This window comes from Campylobacter sp. BCW_6877, assembly GCF_001762445.1.
GTDB classification, from domain to species: Bacteria; Campylobacterota; Campylobacteria; order Campylobacterales; family Campylobacteraceae; genus Campylobacter_D; species Campylobacter_D jejuni.
On sequence record NZ_MJWW01000059.1, the window covers coordinates 103,132 to 124,087 of the forward strand.

Here is a 20,956-nt window from a genome sequence, read left to right on the forward strand (position 1 = left end):
TACTAAAAAGAAAATATAAATCCTATTTTGAAATGCCTAGACGCTGACTTAATTGATAAAGATTTAATTCTTTATAAAATTGAGCGAAATTTTTATGGTATTCATCAAGCTCAAAGGCATGATTTGTATCTTTTAAGGTATTATTATTTTCAAAATAATACCCCTTAGCACCGCTATATACTCCATTTTTATCAATCCATACAGCATCGTTGATCCCAAATTCAAATTTCTCATCACTTGGTCTTGCTAATATATTTCTTCCGCCTACGCTTAAATACTTAACATTATTTAAACTTAAAGCATAAAGAGTTGGAAAAATATCCTTATGAGATCCTATACGATTCTTATCATAATAAATATTATCTTGCAAATCCTTAGGAATATAAAGATAAAAAGGCACGCTATAAGCAAAAGCTTTTTGGGAATTTAAATCCATACTCATTTCGCGTACTCTATGATCTCCAGTTGCTGCTATAATGACACTATTCTTAAATGGACTTTGTTTTACTTTATCTAGAAATTTTCCAAATTCATTGTTTGCATAAACATAAGCTTTGATAATATTGTCTTGTTTATCTTTTTCATAAGGAAGCATATTAAGCAAAGTTTGTGGAATGTTTTGTAATTTTGGCAAATCATTTTGCGGAATTTTATAAGGTGGATGATTAGAAATAGTAAGAGCAATTATAAGGGTGTTGTGTGGATTTTTTTGAAGTAAGTCATAAACTTTTTTATATAAAAACTCATCAGCAATCCCATAACCATTTTCGCTATCTTTTGCTCCATTATACTCTTTCATTAAAATATTTTCATCTATAATCTCATCTACTCCCAAAATACTGAGATAATTTTTAATATTTTGCCAAGATCCATTACCTGCACTTACAAAAATCACCTTATATCCTGCTTTCTTATAAACAGCAATAGGTGTTAAATCTAAATAAGTTTTCTGAAATTTACTTGTAGAAATATTAGAAAATGGACTTACAAAAAATAAGTTTGCAAAACTTGGTATAGTTCCATTACTAGAACTCAAAAAACGTTTGAATAAAAAATCTTGCTTAAAATGTTTATCTAACGAACCCAAAAAATTATGTTCTGTATTTGTAAAATCAGCCAAATTAAGCCCAAAACTTTCCATTAAGTTAACAAATACACTAGGATGATTCTTTTCAGCTTTTAGATTTATAGGACTTTGATGCAAATAATCAAAAAGTTTTTCTTTAAGTTCTTGTGCTTTCAAAGGTGTGATAACCTTCAAAGCCGCTTCTTCTTTATATTGTTTTAAAGCCCAAGAAAATGCCATAATTGGATTTAACATTGTATCATTTACAACACTATACTCACTAAAAGAATAATTTTGTACATTTATAGCCACGTGCTTAAATGGACCCCTTAAGGCTATAACATAAACAATAATTAATATTAAATTTAAAGCTATCAAGGGAAACAATCTTAAATTAATAGGTTTTAACTTTAAATTTAATATTTTCAAATTTAAAAAAATACAAAAAATTCCAAAAATCAACATTAAAGCTAAAATTTTTAAAATTGGATAATCATGATAAATAATACTTAAAATAGTTTTTGTATTATCATCTTTTAGAGTAAACATAAAAATATCAAATTTAGTCTTATAAATTTCGTAATAATAGTATTTTGCATAAGAAAATCCTATACAAAGACAAGAAAGAACAATTATATAAATGCTTGAAAAAATGAAATAAAAATTTTTACTATATATTACTAACTTATTATTTATTTTTATATTAGAAAAAATTAAACTTAAAAAACCACAAAGTAAAAGTGGCAAAAATGCTGCGCTTAAAAATCTTATATCATGAAAAATACCTAAAAGAAACATTAAAAAGATTTCATTTTTATCACTAATTAAACCAGTAGGGATGAAAGAATTTTGCATTAAAATACGATTAATGGTAAAAATTACTATAAATAATACACTAAAAATAAAAATTTGAAGTAAAATTTTTCTCATATTTACCTTCTTTAAAAATTCTTAAGAATTTTATCAAAACCCCAAAGTTTTCTTGCTTCATCACTTTTTTTAGGCTCTATAATAAGCATTTCTTCTTCAGAACCTAATCTACTTTCTATCTCACCAAAAGCGTTGATAAACAGAGTATCACCGTAAAAATTCCACTCATCTTTTGTTTTGCCTATGCGATTTACTCTTAAAATGCTTGTAGAATTTAAAAAAGCTCTTGTTTTTAAAAGTTCTTCCCATCTTTGTTTGCTTTCAAAGGTACAAGCACTAGGAACGATAACCAAATCAATTTTTTTCGCCATAATCTGTTGCCAAAAAATATCAAAATGCGTCTCAAAACCAAAAAGCAAAGCACATTTTAATTTTTCATAATTAAAAGTAAAAATTTTTAATTCTGATGGAGTTTTGTTGCTGAAAAATTTTTCTTCATTCCAATGTTCATAAGGCATTAAAATTTGCTGTTCATAGCTTTTAACACCATTTGGAGCAACTTTTAAGCAAAGTTTTTTATAATTTTTAGCTTCAACGCTTACATAAGGAGCGATGATTTCTAATTCATATTTTTTAGCAAATTTAATTAAACTTTCTTTTTTGGCTTCGCTTTGTTCTTTTATCATATTTCTTGGCATGTGTAAAAGTTCTGTAAAAAAACTATTGATCACATATTCGCCCAAAACTACCAAATTTGCCCCATTGTCTTTTGAAGCTTTAAGATAATAATCGAGCCTTGATTCACTTAAAGCTAAAGTTGGAAACTGTAAAGCCGCTATTTTACTCATCGATTTGCTCCACTTCTAATTTTGCTTTTTCAAGCTCAAGTCTTGCTTTTTTGATACTCTCTAAACCTTCTTTGTAAATTTTTACACTTTCATCTAAGGCAAGCTCTTGATTGTTTAATTTTTCCAAAGATTCATTAGCGTGTTTTAAATTTTCTTCAAAACTCATTGATGATTAACCTTGTAATTTGGTGCTTCATGAGTGATAGTAACATCATGTACATGACTTTCTTTAAGCCCTGCAGTGGTAATTTCAACAAATTCAGCTCTTTTTTGAAAATCTTCTATATCTTTAGCCCCAACATAACCCATAGAAGAACGCAAACCTCCTAAAAGTTGATGCACCACGCTTCTTATACTTCCCACATAAGGAACACGCCCTTCTATACCTTCAGGAACGAGTTTATCTTGAGCGGTACCTTGCTGAAAGTATCTATCCGAACTTCCCTTTTGCATAGCCCCAAGCGAACCCATACCACGATAAGACTTATATTGTCTTCCTTGATAAGTAAAAAGCTCTCCTGGACTTTCATCCGTTCCAGCTAAAAGCGATCCTATCATAACAGAACTCGCACCCACAGCTAAAGCTTTTGCAATATCACCTGAATATTTAATCCCGCCATCAGCTATGACAGGAACGCCAAATTTATTTGCTTCTTCCACGCACTCATCAATGGCCGAAATTTGAGGCACACCCACACCTGAAACAATACGCGTAGTACAAATACTTCCTGGCCCAATACCTACTTTAACCGCATCTACTCCTGCTTCACAAAGTGCTTTTGCTGCGGCTGCAGTAGCGATATTTCCTGCGATAAGATCTAAATTTGGATATTTAGTTTTAATTGCTTTTATCGTATCAATAATACCCTTAGAATGTCCATGCGCAGAATCAAGCACAACAACATCAACGCCTGCTTCAACTAAAGCATCCACACGATCCATTTGCCCTACTCCTATAGCCGCACCCACGCGTAATCTTCCAAAATTATCTTTATTGGCATCAGGATATTCTTTGCGTTTTTTAAGATCTTTTATAGTGATAAGTCCTTCCAAGCGTCCTTGTTCATCAACTATAGGAAGTTTTTCTACTTTGTTGGTGCTGAAAATTTTTTCTGCATCATCTAAAGTACAACCCTTTGGAGCAGTAATTAAAGGCATTTTAGTCATAACATTTTCAACCAAATTTGAAAAATCACTCTCAAATCTTAAATCACGATTGGTAAGTATGCCTATTAGTTTCTTATCTTCATCTACTACAGGAACACCTGAAATTCTATACTCTGCCATGATTTCTAAAGCCTCTGCAACACTTGCTTTAGGACTTACAAAAATAGGATCGATAATCACTCCACTTTCACTTTTTTTCACTCTTTTTACTTCTCTAACTTGTGAAGCTATATCCATATTTTTATGAATTACCCCAAGTCCTCCAAGTCTTGCCATCATGATAGCAGCTCTGTGTTCAGTAACTGTATCCATAGCCGCAGAGATTAAAGGCATATTTAAAGTGATATTTTTTGTTAGTTTAGTGTGAATTTTTACTTCCTTAGGTAGAACTTCAGAATACCCAGGACGCAGTAATACATCTTCAAAAGTTAAAGCTCTTTTTACAATTTTCATCTTTCATCCTTAATTTTTAATCATTTGTTCTAAACTTAAAGCCCCATCTAACAAGGTTTGTTCATCATAAGCTTTGCAAATCAGTTGTGCTGATATATTAAGCCCTTCTTTATCTTTTGCAACAGGCACACTAATGCCTCCAAGTCCTGCTAAATTTACAGAGATAGTATAAACATCTTCTAAATAAGTTTGCATAGGGCTTTTTTGAGTATCAAATTTAAAAGCCGTTGTAGGAGTTACAGGCATAAAAATAAGATCACAATCTTGCAAAATTTCTTCATATTTTGCCTTGATAAAAGCTCTAGCTTTTTGTGCTTTGATATAATACGCATCATAATATCCACTACTTAAAACAAAAGTTCCTAACAAAATTCTTCTTTTTACTTCTTCGCCAAAACCTTCGCTGCGTGTATTTACATACATTTCTTTTAAATTTTGGATATTTTCAGAACGCTTGCCATAACGCACCCCATCATAACGACTTAAATTTGCACTTGCTTCAGCTGTTGCGATGATATAATACGCTGCGATATCAAACTTAGAATCAAGCAAATTTTTATATACAATCTCATGTCCATTAGCTTTTAATATATCTATGGTTTTTAAAAGTGCGTTTTTTACTTCGCTATCTGCATCATTGACATAATTTTCAATCACTGCAATTTTTAATTTTTTATTTGCATTTAAATTTGGAGCGGTTTTGATAAACTCGATATTTGCACTCGTGCTATCCATTTTATCATATCCTGCGATCGCATCATATAAAATTGCCGCATCTTCTACATTTTGCGTTAAAACCCCGATTTGATCCAAACTTGAAGAATAAGAAGCCAAACCATAGCGACTCACTCTTCCATAACTCGGTTTAAATCCTACACAACCACAAAAAGCCGCAGGTTGGCGTACAGATCCTCCTGTATCAGAACCTAAACTTGCTAAAGCCAAGCCACCCGCTACCGCAGCAGCACTTCCACCACTTGACCCACCTGGAACACGCTCAAAATTTAAAGGATTTAAAGTTTTTCCATAACAAGAACTCGCTGTTGAACTTCCCATAGCAAATTCATCCATATTACAACGCCCAAAAGGAGAAAAACCATTAGCCTTTAAATTAACAATCGCACTTGCATCATAAGGAGCGATATAACCTTGTAAAATCTTACTCGCACTAGTAAGCTCCCAGCCCTTTACACTGATATTATCTTTTATGGCTACAGGCACACCTTCACCTGAAACACTTAAGTCCTTATCTAAAAATTGTTCGATATAAGCACCTATTTTTTTTTCTTTTTTTGCTTTTTCATTGAGTTCTTTTTTTAAATTTTCAAGTTCTTCTTTGGAGTATTTTAAAGCTTCTTTTAAAGTTGTCATTTATTTTCCTTTGTTTTTTTGATCAAAAATACCGCTAAAGCACTAAAAGCCAAAACCACCGCTATAGTTGTGATGATAATACTATTTGAAATAGGATTTTCTAGCATTGAATCCCTTTTAAAACTTCTTCACATCTTAAACAAGGCGTTTCTTCATCTTTACTTTGAAGTTTCCAACATCTTGGGCATTTACAAAGTGAAGCTTTGGTGATTTTAAATTTCTCATTCTCTACTTCAAATTCAGCCAAAATTTCTTCATTTTCATTACTGATTTGACTTACCATAAACCAATCGGCTAATTCCTCATTTGGGAATTTATTAAAACTGATGTTTAAATTTAATTCCAAAGTAGATTTAATGATTTTATCTTTTTTAAGCATATCAATTTGTTCAAAAAATTTCTCTCTAGCACTCATTAAAAATGTATCATCTATACCAAAATCATAATCAAAATCTTGAGTTAAACTTAGATCAAATACATCTTTTGCATCGCCTTTGATTAAAACATTGGCATGTTCTAAAGCCTCATCTACGCTATAGCTTAAATTTGGAGCAAGTAAATTTAAAAGCTCTTTTGTTATCAAAGCCATAGCCACTTGAGCGGATTTTCTTCTTTGAGCATTTTCATTATCGCAATAAAGCCTATCTTTACTAATATCAAGATAAATCCCACTTAAATCCGCACTTAAGAAATTTAAAAGCAAACTAAAACCTTTAGCAAATTCATAAGCAAAAAATGCCTCTTTGCTTGCTTTAAAAACTTTAGTTGCACGGCTTAATATCCATTTATCAATAAAACTAAATTCTTTAACTTCTAAATCTTTTAAGTCATTTGTATTAGCAAGTAAAAATCTTATAGTATTTCTTATTTTGCGGTATTGTTCGCCTACTTGTTTTAAGATATTGTCTGAAATTTTTAAATCACTTGAATAATCACTTAAAAGTATCCAAAGTCTTAAAATTTCAACTCCATAGGTTTTTGCTACATATTCAGGAGCAATCACATTGCCTTTAGATTTAGACATTTTTTGCCCTTTTTCATCCGTAGTAAAACCATGAGTTAAAATACTTTCATAAGGTGCACTTTCATTGATCGCTGTACCTACAAGCAAAGAGCTTTGAAACCAACCCCGATGCTGATCGCTTCCTTCTAAATACATACTTGCTCTTTTTTCTCCTGCATCATAAAGTCCGCTATTTAAAACTGCATTAAAAGTACTTCCACTATCAAACCAAACATCTAAAATATCATATACTTTTTCTAAATTTTCAGCTTTATATTTTGAATTTTCAGGAATTAAATCTTTGATTTCAAACTCCCACCACGCATCAGCACCGTGTTTTTCAAAAATAGCTACTACAAAGTCAAAAAGTTCATCATCAAAAATCACTTCTTTAGTGTTTTTATCTCTAAAAAAGGCTATAGGCGTTCCCCAGTCCCTTTGTCTTGAAATACACCAATCTGGTCGATTTTCCACCATAGAACCTATTCTTTTTACTCCGCTTTGCGGATAAAAGGTTGTTTTTAAAAGTTGTTCTTTTGCACACTCTCTTAAAGTTTTTCCTTGAAGTTTTGGTTCATCCATTAAAATAAACCATTGTTTAGTAGCTCTATAAATCACAGGCTTATGCGTTCTCCAACAAAATGGATAAGAGTGTATAAATTTAGAAGAATGTAAAAGTTTTTCGCCTAAAAGTTCTAAAATTTTTTCATTGGCCTTAAAAATATGAAGACCTATAAACTCTTCAAGCAAATGAGAAGGCAAAAGCCCTTTAGCTCTTAAAGTTTCATCATAACATCCGCTATCATCAACAGGCATTAAAACCTCAATGTCATATTTCAAACAAGCATAGTAATCATCTTCGCCATGTCCTGGTGCAGTATGTACAAGTCCACTTCCACCATCCATCAATACATGCTCGCCCATAATTAAAACAGATTTTCTTCCATTTAAAGGATTGATAGCTTCAAGTTTTTCAAATTCTTTTGCGTTTAATTCTTTTTGAATTTCTCCACTTGTAAGTCCTTTTTCTACCATACTTTTAAGTAAAGCACTTGCAAAAATCAAACCTTCTTTAGTGATCACATAATTTTCGTTAGGATTTAAGGCTATAGCTTGATTAGCCACCAAAGTCCAAGGCGTAGTTGTCCATATCACTGCACTTGCTTTTGAAACGCCTAATTTTTCACAAGCTTTTATATCCAAATCAAAAGCCACAAAAATAGAATAATCCTCTTTATCTTGATATTCTACTTCAGCTTCTGCTAAAGCTGACTTTGCCGCCCAACTCCAAAAAACAGGTTTAGAACGCTCACAAAGTAAGCCTTTTTTAGCAATCTCGCATAAAGTTCTATAAATCGCTGCTTCAAACTCAAATTTCATAGTCAAATAAGGCTTATCCCAATCTGCAATAATGCCTAAATTTTTAAATTCTTCTCTTTGGATATCTACAAATTCACTCGCATGTTGTCTGCAAAACTCACGAATTTCTTTTTTACTTAAGCTTTTTTTCTTTTCTCCAAGCTTTACTTCTACTTGTTGCTCTATAGGTAAACCATGACAATCCCACCCTGGAGTAAAACGCACACTCTCACCTTTAAAATAATGCGTTTTGATAATAGTTTCTTTTAAAATTTTATTTAAAGCATGTCCTATATGGATATGTCCGTTAGCATAAGGGGGGCCATCGTGTAAGGTAAAACTTTTTTTCGCATTTTTGCGATTTTCTTTCATTTTTTCATAAGCATAATTTTGCTCAAACCATTTTTTAAATCTTTGCGGTTCAAGTTCCGCTAAATTCGCCCGCATAGCAAAACTAGTACTGGGCAAAAGTAGAGTTTCTTTGTAGTCCATTTTTTCCACCTAATTTTTAATAATCTTAAATTCTACTCAAATTAGCTTTAATTTCTACTTTGTTTTTGGCTATAATTATAAGAAAAAAAGGAAAATTTATGAAACATTTGCTTTATCTTATAGGAGATGAGCTTACTATAAACGAAAAATTCAAAAATTATATTTATAGAACTTATGAAGAAAAATTTAAAGAAATTAACGAAATTCGCATACAAAATAAAACCGATAAAGATTTACCCTTTTTACTTGAAAATCTCTTAAATCAGTATGATTTTATCACTTTATTTACAAGCTCTTTGCATTATGCGACTGTTGCTAAAATTTTAGCAACTTTAAATGATGATAATCTTATCTTAAAAGATGATACCTTGGTTCCAGATAAAGCAGAATTTAGTAAAAATAGCTTTGTATGTAATTTTTCAAATTCAAAAATTAATGTCGTTAAAATAAATCCAAGCGGAAAATTACCTGATCTTCTTGGGCATATAAAATTAAATTTTGCATATTTTTGCATTTTTGGCATGGATGATGAAAGCGCTATATTACTACTGCAAACCCTAACAAAATCTTATGAGATAAGTATAAAATCAACCAAGCTTTTAGATAATCTTGTGCTTATTAAGGCCACTTGCGCTAATTTTGGAAAACTTGATGGTTTTTTAAATAGCGTAAAAAATCTTTTTGGACAAAAAGTATTTTTAGGTAAAGATCCTATACATTTTATAAGCTCTAAACTTTTAGAAAAAAAATTAAAAATTTCTTTTGCTGAAAGTTGCACAGGCGGACTTTGTGCAAGCACCTTAACCAAAATTTCAGGTGTAAGTGAAATTTTTGAAGGATCTATTGTAAGTTATTCCAACCGCATCAAACACGAATGGCTTGGAATTAGCGAAAGCGTCTTAGAAAATAATGGCGAATACAGTGAACGTTGCGTTTATTTTATGCTAAAAGGTATTTTTAAAACAGCTAATCCTGATTTTGCCTTAGCTATTAGCGGAGTAGTTGGCGAAAAAGATGAGGGAAAAATAAAATCAGGCACTATTTATATAGGTGCAATGTTTAGAGATGGAACTTTTGTCCAAGAAACTCTTTATTTAGATGGGGATCGTGAATTTATGCAAGAACAAGCCGTTTTAGCATCTTTTTGCTTGCTTTTAAAATTAAAACCTGAAATTTTTGAAATTTAAAGGATTTAAAAATGAAAGAAATTAAGCTAAAAGAAGACTTGGAAAAAATTTATCCCTTGATAAAACAATTAAGAAACAATCTATCTTTGAAAGTTTTTTTAGACAAATTCCAACTTGCTACACAAACTCAACATTATAAACTTTTTGCCTATGAAAATGAGGGAAGCTACAAAGCAGCTTGTGGAGTCATGCCTTTTAATGTGCTTTATCATAACCATTGTCTTTATATTTGTGATTTTGTCGTAGATGAAACTTTAAGAGGAAAAGGTATAGGTCAAGCTTTTTTGAAAAAAATCCAAATTTGGGCAAAAGATCAAGGATATGAAGAATTAGAACTAAGTTCAAGTTTTTTTAGAACACAAGCTCATAAATTTTATATCCAAAAAATGGGTTTTGAAAAATCCGGTTTTGTTTTTAAGAAAAATATCAAACTATAATATTTTTTGATTAAGCTTTGCATTTTATAATTAATATTATTATTTTTGATTTTAAGGAATAAAATGAATTTTAAAGAACTAATTTCAAAACGCAGAGCTTGTAAACTTTTTAATGATAAAAAAATCAATGAAAAGGATTTGCATTTTATCTTAGAAAGTGGAGTCTTAGCCCCAAGCTCACATGGATTTGAGCCTTGGAAATTTGTAGTATTAGAACAAAAAGAACACAATCTTAAACTCTCAACCCTATGTTACAATCAACAAAATGTAGCAAGTGCGAGTCATAATATTATTTTTCTAGCAAGAAAAGATCTTCAAAGCAAAGATGAATTTACACAAAAACAGGTGCGTCGTTTCTCAGGTTCTAGCGAAGAAAATTTTCAAAAAATTTTAGAAATTTACACCCATAAAACCAATGCAATGAATGATAATGAACTCTATCATTACGCACAACTTCAATGCTATCTTGCTATGATGCAAATGTCGCTAGCTGCAATGAGCTTAGGTATTGATTCTTGTATGATAGGCGGCTTTGAAAAAACTAAGGTTGATGATTTTCTTCATTTAACTTATCCTTTTGAAACTGCTGTAATTTTATCCTTAGGATATAAAGCCCACGAACCAAAATATTCTACTCAACGCTTAAATTTTAATGAAGTCGTTGAATTTTACAAGGAAAAATAATGAAAAAAGAACTTGAAATTTTTAGCACAAGATATTCTTGTAGAAATTTTAAAAATGAAAAACTCAAAAAAGAGGATTTAAATTCTATTTTAGAAATAGCAAGATTAAGCCCCAGTTCCTTAGGACTGGAACCTTGGAAATTTATAGTAGTGCAAGATGAGAAAAGAAAAGAAGAGCTTTCTAAAATTTGCAACCAACAAAAACATGTAAAAGATTGCGCTGTATTAATTATCATCATTTCAAGACTTGATTTTTTAGATTATTTTGAAGAAAAACTTAGAAAAAGAGATATGAGTGAAACAGAAATTCAAAAACGCTTAGATACTTATATGCCTTTTTTAAAATCTCTAAATCAAGAACAAAAAATATCTTATGCAAGAGAACAAGCTCATATAGCTCTAGCTAGCATACTTTACAGTGCTAATGCTTTAAATATAGCAAGTTGTACTATAGGTGGTTTTGATAAAGAAAAGCTTGATTCTTATTTATCACTTGATATTCAAAAAGAAAGATCAAGTTTGGTGGTGGCTTTAGGATATTGCAACGATGAAAAAAATCCTCAAAAAAATCGTTTTAGTTTTGATGAAGTTGTAAAATTTATTTAAATTTTGCTTTTAAGCAAAATTTAAATAAAAATAAACTGATTCTTTTTTGTATTTTTACTAAGTCTTTGCTTAAATTTTATACAATTTTGATTATAATTTTACATTTAATTTCACAAGGCTTGTTATGAATTTACCCAATATCTTGGCGATTTTTAGAATGGTTTTAGCGCCTTTGCTATTTTTTTTATTAATTCATAAATTTGAAAATATTCATCAAAGTTGGATTAACTATTTTGCTGCTTTAACTTTTTCATTAGCAGCTTTAAGTGATTTTTTCGATGGATATATCGCAAGAACTTGGAAACAAACTACAAAACTGGGTGGAATCTTAGATCCATTAGCTGATAAAATGCTTGTTTTAGCAGCTTTTTTAGGGCTTTTACTTACAGGAAAAGCTAATGAATGGGTAATTTATATTATATTAGTAAGGGAATTTTTTATCACAGGTTTTAGAGTTGTGATGATTAGCGAAAATTTAAATGTCAATGCTTCTTTTGCAGGCAAACTTAAAACCGCTTTTCAAATGACTGCGATAGGATTTTTAATCATGGAGTGGATAGGCGGAGAAATTCTACTTTATATAGCTTTGATTTTAACTCTTTATTCTGGATTTGAATACATCTATACTTATACAAAAGCTCAAAAAAAAGGAGAAAAATGAGATCTTTATTGTTTTTAATTATTATTTTGATTTTAGGAATTAAATTTTATTCTATTGAATTTTTAGCAACTGTTTTAGTCATCTCATTTTTAATCTTCTTTCACGAATTAGGACATTTTTTAGCTGCAAGATCTTTGGGTGTAAAAGTTGAAGTCTTTAGCATAGGATTTGGAAAAAGTCTTATAGAACGTGAATTTAAAGGCACAAACTATCGCTTAAGTGCTTTGCCACTTGGAGGATATGTTAAACTTAAAGGACAAGATGATATGCGTCCTGGTTTTGAAAATCTAGACAAAGATAGCTATAGCATTTTAAGCCCCTTAAAAAAGATTTATATTCTTTTTGCTGGACCATTTTTCAACCTGATTTTAGCTTTTTTTCTTTATATTATCATAGGAAATTTAGGTCTAAACAAACTTGCTCCACAAATAGGAAACATAGCGCCAAACTCTGCTGCACAAGACATAGGACTTCAAAAAAATGATACTATCTTAGAAATCAACGGTGTAAAAATTCAAAGCTTTGATGAAATTTCAAAACATTTAAGTTTAGAGCCTTTGAAAATATTAATCAATAGAGAAGGAAAAAATTTAGAATTTATTTTAACTCCAAAAATAGGACAAGGATATAATGACTTTGGGCAAATTATTGAAAAACCTCAACTTGGAATCAGTCCAAATGGTACAAGCACTCTTGTAAAACATCAAGGTTTAGAAAGTTTTAAATATGCCGCACAAGAAAGTTTTCAAGCTTCTACACTCATCATCAAGGGTATAGTAAAACTCATAAGTGGTGAAGTTGAAGCAAAAAATTTAGGTGGTATTATTACCATGACTGAAATTACCTCAAAGGCTGCACAAAATAGCTTTACTTTACTTTTATTTATCACTGCTTTAATTTCTATAAATTTAGGCATTTTAAATCTTTTGCCTATTCCTATGCTTGATGGAGGACATATACTTTTTAATATTTATGAAATGATTTTTAGACGCAAGGTTCCACAGCGTGTTTTTGAATATCTAAGTTATGCAGGCATGGCAATACTTTTAAGCTTGATGCTCTTTGCAACTTATAATGATATATCAAGGATTGCAGGTGAATAAAAAATTTTCCTACCCTATTCCAAATTTTACTGATAGAAGAAAAAGTATCATCTTTTGGCGCTATTTGCGTTTTCAAGCAAGAAAAATTCTATATTTTCCTCAAGTAAGACTTCTGGAAAAAACGCTTAATGAAGAAAAAAATAAACATTTAAAAGACTTTTTCTCTCAAAGACCCTATGCTTGCTACAATGCTACAAGAAGATTTTGCGATAAAAGTTTTAAAGCAAATGAACGCGTTAAAACACTTATTTATGATGTTGATAAGGGACTTACTTGTTTTAAATTTCTTCCCGAAGAACAAATGATTTTTTCTTTTGATAAAGATTTTGAGCTTTTTTTAGGATATAACCATAATGTTTACGAAGAAGGTTTTTGGGCTTTTTCTTTAAAATTTAAAAAATACACTATTTCACAATGTAATTTTTGCTTTACTTTAGAAAATAATCTTCTACTTTCTTGCATACAAGGATATAAATACAAAGATTTCAATATTTTAGAAATTAATAAAATTTTAACTAAAAAATGTCACGGTTTGCGCCCTGTTGCTTTACTTATAGAATGCTCTAAGATGCTTTGTGAAATTTTAAAACTTCAAGCTACTTTAGGTGTACATGAAAAAAATCAAATCCGTTCTCAAAAAGGAAAAGAAAAGGGCTATTTTGTAGATTATCAAAAAATTTGGCTAGAAAATGGTGGAGAATTAATAAAAATCGATAAACACAAATACTACAAGCTCCACCACTCGCAAAAAAACCTAGAAGAAATCCCTTCGCAAAAACGCTCCATGTATAAAAAACGTTTTGCTATACTTGAAAATATTAAACAAAATTTATTCCAAATTTTATCTAAATAATACTTTTTAAATATTCTACACTTTTCTCGCAACCTTTTTTTTGAAGTTTTAAAAGCCTCTCTAAGCATTCTTGAGATACTTCTTGGGGATAATAATACTGCATAGCTTTTAAATCTTCAAATAAAGCTTTTTCTATCTTAAAAGCCCCTTTACCTAATTCTTTAACCCCGCCTGTTCCTTTTTCTCTTTTAAAAGTCGCACAATAAGGATAACATTGCTCTACATTAATACGGTCAAGTCCTTCTTTTTTAAGAATTTCTACACAAGTTTTAATGTCTAAATTTCCTTCTCCTAAAGGAACGCCACAAACATATTCTACACCCTCTTCAATGAAAACTATATGATCCTTACAATGCGTGCTAAAAGTATATTTAGCCATGTCTTTGCAAGCTTTTATAGGATCTTCATAGGCCATCATGGAATTTCCAAAATCATATAAAAATCCTATTTTAGGATGATTGATCAATTTCAACAAATCAAGCAAATCCTCTGAAGTTTGATACTCATGATTTTCTATAGCAAGTTTTAAATCATATTTTTCCAAAATCGGTATCAAAGCTTTTATTTCATCCTTTGTAGCTAAAAAATCTTCTTTATCGAATCTAGTAGTAATTTTAGAATCATCATAAGCCCCATCGCTAGCATGTTTAACCTTTTTATTTTTATCGGTTAAGGGCACATAAGAGCGTATAATTTTAGCGCCTAAAATAGAAGCTACTTTAGCAATTTTTTCAAATTTATCTTTATTAAAACCCTTAGAGTCAATCTCACAATACATATTGTATTCATCCAATTTGGCTTTAATTTTTTTAAGATGATTTTCGTCATCGCTTCCTAAGCATCCCCATTCTTCATCCAAACCAAAATCTTTAATGATATTTATAATCACACCCTCACAGCCCAAATTTTTAGCAAAATCGATATAAGAAAATATATCCATCCTACCATTTTGAAACCATAAATGCATGCTTTCAGTTTCTAAACCTATTTTCATGATACCACTCCTTTTAATGCTTTTTTTTAGCTATCATCTTAAGTAAAATCGTAGTTACAATCACACCACAAATAGTAAAAATCCCCATTAACGCAAAAACAATTTGATAGCCTAATAAACCTTTAAAATGATCGATCATAAAACCATAAAGTGCAAAACAAAAAAGTTGTGGAGAATAACCAAAAATACAAGCTATACTCATAGCAGCTCCGCTAATTTCTCTAGGTACTTCTATCTCATCCACAGGTGCAAAAAATGTCGCACGCATAGTAAAAACAAGAGCGGCAAAACCTAAGGTTAAACTCATACCAAAATAAATATTTAATTTCTCATGAGGCATAAAAACAAAAATTAATATGGCCAAGGCTCCTAAAATCAAAGCAAAACGCAAATATCTTGTTGAAGATTTAAAGGTTTTATCTGCTAAATATCCCCCAATTGGCCCACCTACTAATTTTAAAGTGTATTGATTGATAATACCATAAGCACCGACCAAAGCCACAGGCATACCATAAATATCTTTTAAAAATGGAATAAAATAAGTCAAACCACAATACACAGAATAAATAGTAAAAATGGTCAAAGATACCACCCAAATTTCAGGAGTTTTAATCGCTTTGATAACTCCATTCCAAGCGGCTTTGTTTTTACTGATTTCATTTCCTTGCTCATCTTGGGTATTAATTTTGTCATCTTCAAGTAGAAAATATGCCAAAATACCTGCTATAATCACACAAGCGCTATAAAATAATATAGCAGCCTTAAGTCCACCTGCGCCAGACCCTAAAAGTAAAAAAATTCCCAAAGCGCTAAAAGCAACTATAGTATCTATAACACCACGTCCTGCTTCTAAAAATCCAAAAAGTCTTCCTTGTTGAGTAGAATCTCCAAGCAAGCGAATGGCTTTAAGCAAAACAGGCCAATACACAACTTCTCCAAATAAAGAAAGCAAACCCCAAGCTATTAAAATTCCATAAAAAGAAGGGAAAGTAGAAATATAAATTCCAACCAAACCCACACAAACCAATGAAAAAGGAATGAGTATTTTTTTAGAAAATCTATCTGCTATATAAATAGATGCAAAATTTCCTACCGTTTGCACTATGCCATAAACTGAGAGCGCGAGTCCAATTTGTGTATTGCTAAGATTCATAAATTCTTGCATAGGCACATAAAAGGCATCTTTTAAAGAGGAAAGTTTAAAAACAGTTCCTCCGCCAATAACTAAAACGATAAAAGTAAACCAACGAATAGGTTTCGTACTATTCATATCCACCCTCCTTTTTTAACAATTCGCAACTTAAATAATTATATCACGGATTAAGATAAAAGGTTAAAATTTCATCTTTAAATTATAAACAGTAATTACAAAAAGTTACAACACTTATTGAAGTATAAATTAAGTATATTTTGATATAATTTAGTCTTGCTTTATGCAAAATCCTTGCTCATGAAAATGGGCTTTAATATCCATAAGGAGAAAAGATGAAACATTATGAGGTTTTATTTATCTTAAAACCAACACTTACCGAAGAGGAAGTGAATGCGAAGTTGGAATTCGTTAAAGAAGTCCTAACCAAAAATGGTGCAGAAATTGAAACTGTTGTTCCAATGGGCACTAGAAAATTAGCGTATAAAATCAAAAAATACGAAAGAGGAACTTATTTTGTGATTTATTTCAAAGCTCCTACAAATTTGATCGCTGAGCTTGAAAGGGTGTTAAGAATCACTGAAGAAGTAATAAGATTTTTAATCGTAAAATATGAAAGCAAAAAAGAAATTGCAGCTTGGGAAAAACTAAGCCACGGGATTAAGCAATCTAAAAAAGAAATCAAACCTTTAGATGCTCCTGAAATTCAATAAGGAAAAAGATGTTTAACAAAGTTGTTTTGGTTGGAAATCTTACACGTGATATAGAAATGCGTTATGCACAAAGCGGTAGTGCTATTGGAGCTTCCGCTATAGCAGTAACAAGAAGATTTACCACAAATGGAGAAAAAAGAGAAGAAACTTGCTTTATTGATATAAGCTTTTATGGTCGCACCGCAGAAGTTGCAAACCAATACCTTACAAAAGGTTCAAAAGTACTCATAGAAGGACGTTTAAGATTTGAACAATGGAGTGATCAAAATGGACAAAATCGCTCTAAACATAGCATTCAAGTTGAAAATATGGAAATGCTTGGCAATTCCAATGCTCCACAACAAGGCGGAAATTTTGGCAATAATAGCTTTTCAAACAACAATTATAGTGGAAACTATGAAAATCAAAGCTATGATCCTTATATGAGTGAAAATCAAAATTTTAATAAAGCAAAAACAAACCCTGCTCCACAAAGAAACCAAAACCCACAACACGAAGAAAAATTAAAAGAAATTGATATCGATGCTTATGATAGCGATGATACTAATTTACCATTTTAAAGGATAAACTATGGCAGAAAAAAGAAAATACTCTCGCAAATATTGCAAATACACTGAAGCAAAAGTTGAATTTATTGATTATAAAGATACAGCAATGTTAAAACATGCTTTATCTGAAAGATTTAAAATCATGCCACGCCGTTTAACAGGTACAAGCAAAAAATACCAAGAAATGGTAGAAGTTGCAATCAAACGTGCAAGACATGTAGCTCTTATCCCTTATATAGTGGATAGAAAAGAAGTAATCAATAATCCTTTTGAAGGACTATAATCTTTTAAAAGCAAACTTGTAAAAAGTTTGCTTTTATATACATTTATTCTCAAAATAAAATTAAACCAAAGTATATTTTAAAACATCACTAAAAGTATCAACAGCAATGATTTCCATATTGTCTCTAACCTCACTAGGAATATCTTTTAAATCCCTTTCGTAATTTTTTCTTGGGATTAAAGCTATTTTTATATCTGCTTTATAAGCTGCAATTAATTTTTCTTTTAATCCACCTATTGGTAAAACTTTTCCTTTTAAATCTATTTCACCTGTCATTGCAACATCTGCTTTAACCTTTTTATCACTAAAAATAGAAGCAATGGCTGTGCTTATCGTAATGCCTGCACTTGGGCCATCTTTTGGAGTAGCTCCATCTGGCACATGTATATGAATATTATAACTATCATAAACATTAACTTTAGGATCGATAATTATTTTTTTAGGTATTTTTATTTTTCCTTCATCGATTAAAACTTTTATCATGCTAAAAGCAATTCTAGCTGATTCTTTCATTACATCACCCAAACTTCCCGTGAGCGTTAATTCTCCTTTACCTTTAATTTTTACAGCCTCTACTTTTAAAACATCTCCACCTACACTTGTCCAAGCCAAACCATTAACCTGACCTACTTGATTTTCTCCATTATTTTTTTCTATTTCAAAAACTTTTTTATCTAAAAATTCATTCAAATTTTTTGTATTAATAATGACTTTTTTAATATTTTCTAAAAGTAGTTTTTTAGCACTCTTACGACACAACTCTGCCACTTTGCGACGCAAATTTCTGACTCCTGATTCACGAGTATAATCACTAATGATTAACTCTATAGTTTCATCATCAATAGATAATTCATTGGATTTTAAGCCATGTTTTTTAAGCTCATCTGGAATTAAATATTTTTTCATTATATGAAATTTTTCACTTGGAGTATAAGAGCTAAGTTCTATAAATTCCATTCTATCTCTTAAAGGTGCAGGAATATTGCTAATATCATTTGCCGTTGCTATAAAAATGACTTTACTTAAATCAATATTAAAATTTAAATAATAATCCCTAAATTTAGAATTTTGCTCTGGATCTAAAATTTCTAAAAGCACCGCACTTGGATCGCCTCTAAAACTGCGATTTAATTTATCAATTTCATCCAATACAATTACAGGATTAATTTGTTTTGCCTCTATAAGTCCTTGGGTAATACGTCCAGGCATAGCGCCTATATAAGTTCTACGATGACCACGTAGCTCATTAACATCTTCAAGTCCGCCTAAGGCTATGCGAATAAGCTCTCTTTTTAAAGCTTTTGAAACAGAATTTGCCAGTGAAGTTTTACCCACGCCAGGAGGTCCATAAAGACAAAGTATAACTTTAGCACCATCTTTTTCTGCTATTTTTCTTTTTTCTAAAAGTTCCCTAACTGCAAAATATTCTTCTATGCGTTCTTTTGGTTTATTTAATGCATAATGATCATGGTTGAGCTGTTTTGAAACTTCTTTAATATCAAGTTTTTTCTTAGAAATTTTTTCAAAAGGAATATCTAATGCTGTTTCTATGTAAGTTTGAATCATCGATGCTTCGGAATTATCTTGATGAATGCGTTCGAATTTTTCAATTTGTTTTTTGATTTCTTTATAAGCATCTTCGTGCATAAATTTCTTCTTTAATTCCAGACGCTTTTGATACTCTCTAACCTCATCTTCTTTTTGTGTGTCAGAACCAAGCTCTTTTTGAATTTGTCTTAATTGTTCTTTTAAAAAATATTCTTTATTTACCTTATCAATACGAGAATGTACTTTATTTTTAATTTCTTTTTGAATTTTATTGGCTTCTATTTCTTGGGCAATTAAATCTATTAATTTTACTAATTTTTGCTCAAGATCTGTTAAAACAAAAAACTCATAAGCAACTTGTTTTTTAATACGCACAGTATTTAAAATCAAATCACAAATCCTAGATGCATCAAAACCTTCTTCAATTGTTCTTAAAAGATCCGGAGAAAAATAATGACTAATATTTGCCAAATTTTTTACCTTCTCTTTTAAAACTTCAAGAAGCGCTTCTTTTTTAGTTCCTTCTAAAAAGTCTTCTTTTATAAGTTCTATCTTGGCTTCCAAAGGTTTATTAGAAATTTGCTCTATAATTTTACCCTTAGCATATCCTTGAAAAAGTATTTTCACCCTTCCATCAGGTAAAGGAACTTTTCGCATGATAGTCCCAATCACTCCACAATTATAAATTTCATCAAAATTTCTTCCATTTTCCAACCTTGAAGGCGCAACAAAAAGCATACTATCATTTTTAATCGCAAGATCTAAAGCTTTCATATTGGATGAATCGTTAATAAAAATAGGAGTTATCATAAAAGGATATAAAAATAATTCATCTTCAACCAATACTGGTAAATTTGCTGGATAATTTTGTATCTCTTCAATCTGCATTTATTTTCCTTGTTTATTAAAATCTTTCAAATATACTTCTATACCAAGGAAGCTCAGGTTTGATAATACTTTGCTGATAAAATTCACTTTCTTGAAGTCTTTGTTTATAAATTTGTGCACTTTCATCATGCCCTATGCGCTGGTATAGATTTTCTATAGTACTATTAAGATAAAAAACCGCTAAATTAAATTTTGTAAGCATTGTCTGAACCAAAGGTTCATATTCTGTATAAGGATAATCTTTCAAAAAAGTATCTATTTCTTTTTGGCTTTCAAGCATTAAAGCCTGATTACGATTTGGCACTGCAAATGCATCAAATTTTGCTTTAATTTTAAGATAGCGAATATAATCAGCATTGCGTGAATTTCCAAATTTTTTATTATATTCATCTAAATAAAATTCAGCTAACTTATATTCCTCTTCATCCATATGAGCTTGTGCTAAAATAATTAAAGTAGTTTCCAATAAAGGATCGGCAATGTGCTCACTTGCCATGCCATTATAATGATCATCGGCTTTTTCCAAATCCTTGTCCTGTAAATCTTTAATAATTTGCTTATACCACTCACTAGCACTAAGATTGTATAAACCTTCATCATTTTTCGTACTACACGCATTAAAAAAAACACTTAAAAAAACCAATAAAAAAATACCTTTTTTCATACTTCACCT

21 protein-coding genes are annotated in these 20,956 nt (G+C 30.6%); 10 read left to right on the forward strand and 11 right to left on the reverse strand.

The window, feature by feature from the left end; genetic code table 11:
* Positions 1-22 precede the first annotated feature (22 nt).
* From AJ936_RS07780 to ileS, 7 genes are read right to left on the reverse strand one after another with little or no spacing between them, the layout of a single operon-like run.
* On the reverse strand, positions 23-1,996 hold the full coding sequence (locus AJ936_RS07780; RefSeq protein WP_070274288.1) for an LTA synthase family protein: 1,974 nt from the start codon (positions 1,994-1,996) through the stop codon (positions 23-25).
* A gap of 11 nt (positions 1,997-2,007) precedes the next feature.
* Complete coding sequence (locus tag AJ936_RS07785) at positions 2,008-2,784, reverse strand: carbon-nitrogen hydrolase family protein (RefSeq protein ID WP_053872961.1); 777 nt, start codon at positions 2,782-2,784, stop codon at positions 2,008-2,010.
* Entirely contained in the window at positions 2,777-2,950 is a 174-nt protein-coding gene (gene xseB, locus AJ936_RS07790) for an exodeoxyribonuclease VII small subunit (RefSeq protein ID WP_002853034.1), read from the reverse strand. The genes AJ936_RS07785 and xseB overlap by 8 nt, the downstream gene beginning before the upstream one ends.
* A complete protein-coding gene (gene guaB, locus AJ936_RS07795; protein ID WP_002870560.1) occupies positions 2,947-4,404 on the reverse strand; it encodes an IMP dehydrogenase in 1,458 nt (485 codons plus the stop codon). The genes xseB and guaB overlap by 4 nt, the downstream gene beginning before the upstream one ends.
* Positions 4,405-4,413: 9 nt before the next feature.
* On the reverse strand, positions 4,414-5,775 hold the full coding sequence (gene gatA, locus AJ936_RS07800; protein WP_070242932.1) for an Asp-tRNA(Asn)/Glu-tRNA(Gln) amidotransferase subunit GatA: 1,362 nt from the start codon (positions 5,773-5,775) through the stop codon (positions 4,414-4,416).
* Positions 5,772-5,882 carry a hypothetical protein gene (locus AJ936_RS07805; protein ID WP_002870558.1) on the reverse strand — a complete coding sequence of 37 codons (111 nt, stop codon included), beginning with the start codon at positions 5,880-5,882 and terminating at the stop codon, positions 5,772-5,774. The genes gatA and AJ936_RS07805 overlap by 4 nt, the downstream gene beginning before the upstream one ends.
* On the reverse strand, positions 5,876-8,629 hold the full coding sequence (ileS, locus tag AJ936_RS07810) for an isoleucine--tRNA ligase (protein ID WP_070274290.1): 2,754 nt from the start codon (positions 8,627-8,629) through the stop codon (positions 5,876-5,878). Before ileS ends, AJ936_RS07805 begins: the two co-directional genes overlap by 7 nt.
* A gap of 98 nt (positions 8,630-8,727) precedes the next feature.
* On the opposite strand from ileS, the gene AJ936_RS07815 reads away from it, so the two are divergent.
* The 7 genes from AJ936_RS07815 (at position 8,728) to AJ936_RS07845 (ending at position 14,159) form a co-directional block, all read left to right on the forward strand.
* Complete coding sequence (locus tag AJ936_RS07815; RefSeq protein ID WP_002880779.1) at positions 8,728-9,816, forward strand: CinA family protein; 1,089 nt, start codon at positions 8,728-8,730, stop codon at positions 9,814-9,816.
* Between the two features lie 11 nt (positions 9,817-9,827).
* Complete coding sequence (locus AJ936_RS07820; protein WP_070274292.1) at positions 9,828-10,253, forward strand: N-acetyltransferase; 426 nt, start codon at positions 9,828-9,830, stop codon at positions 10,251-10,253.
* A 63-nt stretch (positions 10,254-10,316) separates the two neighbouring features.
* On the forward strand, positions 10,317-10,937 hold the full coding sequence (locus AJ936_RS07825) for an NAD(P)H-dependent oxidoreductase (RefSeq protein ID WP_070233068.1): 621 nt from the start codon (positions 10,317-10,319) through the stop codon (positions 10,935-10,937).
* Positions 10,937-11,542: an NAD(P)H-dependent oxidoreductase gene (locus AJ936_RS07830; protein ID WP_070233067.1), complete on the forward strand. Its 606-nt coding sequence runs from the start codon at positions 10,937-10,939 to the stop codon at positions 11,540-11,542. The genes AJ936_RS07825 and AJ936_RS07830 overlap by 1 nt, the downstream gene beginning before the upstream one ends.
* 124 nt (positions 11,543-11,666) lie before the next feature.
* On the forward strand, positions 11,667-12,203 hold the full coding sequence (gene pgsA / locus AJ936_RS07835) for a CDP-diacylglycerol--glycerol-3-phosphate 3-phosphatidyltransferase (RefSeq protein ID WP_002871789.1): 537 nt from the start codon (positions 11,667-11,669) through the stop codon (positions 12,201-12,203).
* Entirely contained in the window at positions 12,200-13,306 is a 1,107-nt protein-coding gene (gene rseP, locus AJ936_RS07840; RefSeq protein ID WP_044780214.1) for an RIP metalloprotease RseP, read from the forward strand. The genes pgsA and rseP overlap by 4 nt, the downstream gene beginning before the upstream one ends.
* Positions 13,299-14,159: a VirK family antimicrobial peptide resistance protein gene (locus AJ936_RS07845; protein ID WP_070274294.1), complete on the forward strand. Its 861-nt coding sequence runs from the start codon at positions 13,299-13,301 to the stop codon at positions 14,157-14,159. Before rseP ends, AJ936_RS07845 begins: the two co-directional genes overlap by 8 nt.
* On the opposite strand, the gene AJ936_RS07850 is transcribed toward AJ936_RS07845, so the two are convergent.
* Together AJ936_RS07850 and AJ936_RS07855 are read right to left on the reverse strand one after the other, a co-directional pair.
* Positions 14,152-15,153 carry a sugar phosphate isomerase/epimerase gene (locus tag AJ936_RS07850; protein WP_002861795.1) on the reverse strand — a complete coding sequence of 334 codons (1,002 nt, stop codon included), beginning with the start codon at positions 15,151-15,153 and terminating at the stop codon, positions 14,152-14,154. The two genes, AJ936_RS07845 and AJ936_RS07850, sit on opposite strands and share 8 nt — an antisense overlap.
* A gap of 13 nt (positions 15,154-15,166) precedes the next feature.
* Positions 15,167-16,423, reverse strand: a complete 1,257-nt coding sequence (locus AJ936_RS07855; protein WP_070274296.1) for an MFS transporter — start codon at positions 16,421-16,423, stop codon at positions 15,167-15,169.
* 215 nt (positions 16,424-16,638) lie between these two features.
* Here AJ936_RS07855 and rpsF point away from each other — a divergent pair, with 215 nt between their 5' ends.
* From rpsF to rpsR, 3 genes are read left to right on the forward strand one after another with little or no spacing between them, the layout of a single operon-like run.
* Positions 16,639-17,016 (forward strand): 30S ribosomal protein S6, encoded by a 378-nt coding sequence (gene rpsF, locus AJ936_RS07860; protein WP_053872673.1) that lies wholly within the window; start codon positions 16,639-16,641, stop codon positions 17,014-17,016.
* 8 nt (positions 17,017-17,024) lie between these two features.
* Positions 17,025-17,576, forward strand: coding sequence for a single-stranded DNA-binding protein (locus AJ936_RS07865; protein ID WP_002877747.1), 552 nt, complete (start codon positions 17,025-17,027; stop codon positions 17,574-17,576).
* 10 nt (positions 17,577-17,586) lie between these two features.
* Complete coding sequence (gene rpsR, locus AJ936_RS07870; RefSeq protein WP_002853032.1) at positions 17,587-17,847, forward strand: 30S ribosomal protein S18; 261 nt, start codon at positions 17,587-17,589, stop codon at positions 17,845-17,847.
* A gap of 60 nt (positions 17,848-17,907) precedes the next feature.
* On the opposite strand, the gene lon is transcribed toward rpsR, so the two are convergent.
* Positions 17,908-20,283: an endopeptidase La gene (gene lon, locus AJ936_RS07875; protein WP_044793949.1), complete on the reverse strand. Its 2,376-nt coding sequence runs from the start codon at positions 20,281-20,283 to the stop codon at positions 17,908-17,910.
* A gap of 16 nt (positions 20,284-20,299) precedes the next feature.
* A complete protein-coding gene (bamD, locus tag AJ936_RS07880) occupies positions 20,300-20,947 on the reverse strand; it encodes an outer membrane protein assembly factor BamD (RefSeq protein WP_002861799.1) in 648 nt (215 codons plus the stop codon).
* Positions 20,948-20,956 lie beyond the last annotated feature (9 nt).